The following is a 2,149-nucleotide window of genomic DNA, read 5'->3' on the forward strand; positions in this document are numbered from 1 at the left end:
ATTCCAAAGGACACCCAATGAATCTTAATTCCTACCTCACCCTAACAATAAATCCCACCTCTTCTCCTTCTGTCTCCTTTAAAATCACAAAAGCCATCATCAAAGAATCTCTTGAAGAACTCTTTAGTATAGAATGTGAAGGATATATAGAAGGTTTAAGTGAAGACTTATTCTCTCTTAATTCTCCCCCTAATCCTTCTTTAGATTCTAATCCCTCTAATGCCAACTCTTCTTCTAGTCATTCTAAAACTCCAAATTTCCATCCTAAAGTTTTAATTGATACGCTTGCAACACTTGATATTAACAATCCCTATGAAAATAAAACTCTAAACTTTGATACTAATGCAACTAAAACCTATCAAGGCATTATTTCTTATGTGAATTATTTAGGAATCCATAAAGAAAGCCTTGAGAATCTTGCAGATATTAATTCTAAGATTAAAACATTAAAATACAAACACTTCTTCTCTTTTAAACTAGAATCTATCTTAAAGAGACTTTCTTTAAACAAAGCTAATAGAATCTATACGCATACTACTATCTTAGAAGCCATTAAAGAAACTTTACATTTTTATCAAGGCTTACTCCATAAAGAAATAGATTTTTCTAATATCCATCTTGAATTTGAAAATCAGGAGCTTATTTCTCAATACAATGAAAGTGATTTAGATTTTATCACAAGATTAGCGCATAACAATGGAATCTTTTTTTATGAAGATGCAAGTAAAATTTATTTTTGCGACCATTATGCAAAAAGCAATCCTAAGACTATCAAATATAACCCTAATATTAATAATGCTTTAAATGAACCTTGTATCACTCAAATCTATAAAGAGCAGTCTTTAAGGACAAATTCTTTTACCCATTCTAGCACTAATGCTAAGACTCCTTTAAATCTTTTATCTCTAAATTCCAATCAAGTTCCTTATGAAGAGAATCTGAATAATAAAGCCTCTTATAATGCACACACTTATGAGAGTGAATATTCCTTTTCCCAAAGTATTGATTTAAAAACACTTCCTGCTCTTAAAGAAAAGAGAACTTTAACTTTAAATGAAAGCTTACAAGCTAAAAGCAATATCTATCATTTAAGTTTAGAGGATTTTATAGCAATAGACTACCATACCTTTACCCATTCTAATTCTTCAAAGAACTCTGAAGATTTACTCAAAGACTTTGTGATTGTTGCAAGCACTCAAACCCTAATTGATGATGCGATTCTTGTGAATTCTATCCATGCAAATGATAATACTCCCTTAAAAGATTTAGCTTTAAGTAAATCGTATTCTAATACTCTAACACTCTTACCTAGTCATATTATCTTCACTCCTCCTTTAAAGCAAAAACCTAAAGCTCCAAATAGCACGCAAGGAATTGTCATAGGAGAAAGCTCTGATATAGAAAACCAAAGCAATACAATTTATACTGATGATTATGGAAGAGTAAAGGTTAGAATGAATCTTTATGCTAATCAAGAAGAATTAGACGATAAGGAGAAAACCTATCATCATACTCCTTTTTTAAGAGTAGCCACATCTGTAGCAAATAGCCATTCAGGATTCTATCATACTCCAAGAATTGGAGATGAAGTGATTATTTCTTTTTTAGATGATGATATTGATAAACCTTATGTGAGTGGAAGTTTATATAATAGCACTTCTAGTATGCCTCAATATAATTATCCAAGATATAAAAGAGAAATTGCTTCAAATACTCTAAACTCTTTAAGCCAAACACCAAAAATGATTAATAAAGGTTTAGAAGAACTTAAACTTCAAGAAGACACAGATTATGTATTAAGTCCTATCAATCATCACTATCTTACTTTAGCAAATTCTACAATAGGAGTAGAGAATACACAAGCAAAAGCAAGGAATGAAATTACTTTAAAAAATGATAAGGATAAAGAAGAGATTTATATCCTAGCACAAAAAGACTATAAGACAGAAATAGGTAATGATTATGAAGAAACAATAAAGATGAATAAAACTTCAGAAGTAGGAGCATTATATACAGAGTTTATCACACTAGGACATATGCAAAATATTGCAGGATTTAAAAATGTCAATGTTAAAGAAGATTATTTAGAAAACACTTTACTCTCTAAAGAAACAAATGTAAAACTTAATAATACTTTGAATGTGGGAGT

Annotated in this window: 1 protein-coding gene; it reads left to right on the forward strand. The window is 29.9% G+C overall.

Annotated features, from left to right (window positions below):
• Nucleotides 1–17: 17 nt before the first annotated feature.
• Nucleotides 18–2,149, forward strand: a 2,132-nt coding sequence (locus tag LS70_RS09775; RefSeq protein WP_138109445.1) for a type VI secretion system Vgr family protein, incomplete at its 3' end; no start/stop codon positions are given.

The sequence above is a fragment of the Helicobacter sp. MIT 11-5569 genome, from assembly GCF_000765695.2.
In the GTDB taxonomy this organism is placed as follows: domain Bacteria; phylum Campylobacterota; class Campylobacteria; order Campylobacterales; family Helicobacteraceae; genus Helicobacter_D.